General features: G+C 36.2%; 4 protein-coding genes. 2 read left to right on the forward strand and 2 right to left on the reverse strand.

All coding sequences use genetic code 11. From position 1 onward, the window contains the following. Nucleotides 1-60: 60 nt before the first annotated feature. Complete coding sequence (locus tag ACUVXA_RS19910; protein ID WP_445873037.1) at nucleotides 61-681, reverse strand: hypothetical protein; 621 nt, start codon at nucleotides 679-681, stop codon at nucleotides 61-63. A 283-nt stretch (nucleotides 682-964) separates the two neighbouring features. Here ACUVXA_RS19910 and ACUVXA_RS19915 point away from each other — a divergent pair, with 283 nt between their 5' ends. After that, on the forward strand, nucleotides 965-1,162 hold the full coding sequence (locus ACUVXA_RS19915; protein ID WP_445873038.1) for a hypothetical protein: 198 nt from the start codon (nucleotides 965-967) through the stop codon (nucleotides 1,160-1,162). Between the two features lie 69 nt (nucleotides 1,163-1,231). Continuing rightward, nucleotides 1,232-1,525, forward strand: a complete 294-nt coding sequence (locus ACUVXA_RS19920) for a hypothetical protein (protein ID WP_445873039.1) — start codon at nucleotides 1,232-1,234, stop codon at nucleotides 1,523-1,525. Between the two features lie 68 nt (nucleotides 1,526-1,593). On the opposite strand, the gene ACUVXA_RS19925 is transcribed toward ACUVXA_RS19920, so the two are convergent. Next, the gene (locus ACUVXA_RS19925) at nucleotides 1,594-1,971 is read right to left on the reverse strand and encodes a hypothetical protein (RefSeq protein WP_445873040.1); all 378 of its coding nucleotides are present in this window, start codon (nucleotides 1,969-1,971) and stop codon (nucleotides 1,594-1,596) included. Nucleotides 1,972-2,253: the final 282 nt, after the last annotated feature.

The raw sequence follows: 2,253 nt of genomic DNA on the forward strand, positions 1-2,253 counted from the left end.
AAATATAAGTGTATAAGATAGTAAAGTTAGTGCCCCATAGGAAGTGATTATTGCTATTTTTTATAAGGTCATGAAATGCTCAGCGCTTGGCGATTCTATTACGCCGGATAACAGAATCTTTTTGCTCCACAGATGGTGAATCAAGTATGCCGCAGCTGCAAATTGAAAGAGAATCGCGGGCAAAATTAGTAAATAATTATTATTGAAACAAAATTCTACTAGGTAGAGGATGGGAAATCCAAACCCGTATCGAAAAACATACAAATCGTATCCCCAAAAAACAGAGCCCACAACAGTACCAAGTATAATATACTGCGTGAATACTAAGAAGCCAGCAATGATGGAACAAATATACATCGCAAATGGTCTACCGAAGAGTAATAAGGCTACAGCAGAAGCGGCAAAAATTAGAAAAAGTACTCCAAAGGGGGAGATGATTCGGGAATCAAAGTACCATGAGGACAAATAATTCGAAACAGTGAAACCGGGATAAGATTCGAAGAAGAATCCAGGAACATCGACAAAAGTTATTGAGGGTACAATCTCTATTATTTTATAAAATCCAAAAATGTGAGAAAATCCAGAGAAAACTCCGTAAAGATACAAAATGATCGCAAAAAACATGGCAGATATCAGAATTACCCTCAACCTCGATGATGCGAAACCATCTTCCCCATTCAAACCGTATTCTCCCTCTAAAGAATTTATGCTAACAAACCATTCCAAGGAATAGTATAAAACACCAAAAATAAATTCCTTACTAAAACTATTAATCCTTCTTTACTATTAAAATATTTACCTAACTGGACAAGAAGATTATTTATTGTTGAGAAGCTAGATATTTTGTATGAGTATATTTATTCTAGATTCTGATGGGTTAATTTAGCCAGTCAAATCTTCTATTATAGAGCAAGTGCTCAAGCGATTTTCGTGTTTCATATCCAGCGAAGTTTACGAGGAAGTGGTGACCAGAGGTAAGAAAAAGGTGTATGAGGATGCCTTCATAATTGAAAAACTTGTTAAAGGCGATATTTTAAAGTTTATGAAGACTGAGGAGAATGAAATGGCTAAAGACATTTTGAAAGAAAGAGAAGAACTTGGCTCCGGCGAAAAAGCAACTCTACGCTTATTTTTCAATTTGAAAGCTGATGCGATCCTTTAGGATATTTAAATATGTTAAAACCCTACATTACTAGAGAGAATTACTTGGCTGCTAAAAAGGTGATCAAGGGTGGAAATTAATCTAAATATAACCGAAAACATGAAGTATGTGGTGGAGACTTTAGCTAAAGAGGAGCACATAGATGAAAAGACTGCCTTAAGGAAGCTACTATATGAAGGGATAAAACCCTATGTTCTAAATCTCTACGCTAAAGGAAAAATCTCACTCTCAAAAACCGCGGAAATACTCAACCTATCAGTCTCGGAAGTCCTGAATCTAGGGAAAACCTATGGCTTAGAAATAGGTTCAACTGCAGAGCAGGCGAAGGAAAGCAGAAAACATGCACGAGAACTCATAAAATAATTCAAAATTTGCTCTTTTTAAAAGATTTTATTTTTGTAAAATTGTAGAGAGAGTGCTTACTGGTTGAGCTACTGGAACTCGTACCGAACATCTCCGAACAGGTATACGAGGATTGCTATCCCTATTATTAACGAAATCACCGTTGTAAAGAGCCCTAGAAGAGCAAAGTAATCTCTTGGTCCAAAGGAAAATAGTACCGCAAGAATATTTACGTCAAAAAACATGTAGTCGTAACCCGTGATTAGGAAGAATGCAAAGTAGACAAAGGCGAAGATGATTATTAATAGAGTATAGATTATGGTAGTTATTCGTGCCCAGTTCTTCATTCGCAGTAGTCCTATAGCCATAATTACGAGTACGATACCCAGCAGAGTGTAAAATATTACCTGAGATTCTAGCAGCCAAGTCATTGCTAGAAATTGAAAATACTTGACAATAATAAGCATAATAAATCCCTGATAAATGAAATGCCAAGGAAAAGAGATGCCCGTAACATATCACACAACATGATAGAGAATGAGCAATGAAGGATCAAGTAAAAGAGCTAAATAGAACAATGCAGCAACCACACTTCCCAAGGCAGAAAGCGATAAAAATACTACAATCAAAATAATACCCATTGCCCTGTATGAGGGCAGACTAAATCCTCCTCAGTAACTAAGGACCCAAAATTAGGTAGTGTCCCCTTTATGTGTTGATTGGTATTTTGAATGTTAGGAGTTCTTTTA

The organism is Candidatus Jordarchaeum sp. (genome assembly GCF_052745115.1).

Coding starts and splice junctions, on each gene's coding strand:
- ACUVXA_RS19925 (WP_445873040.1), bottom strand. CDS start 1,971: ATGCTTATTATTGTCAAGTATTTTCAATTTCTAGCAATGACTTGGCTG.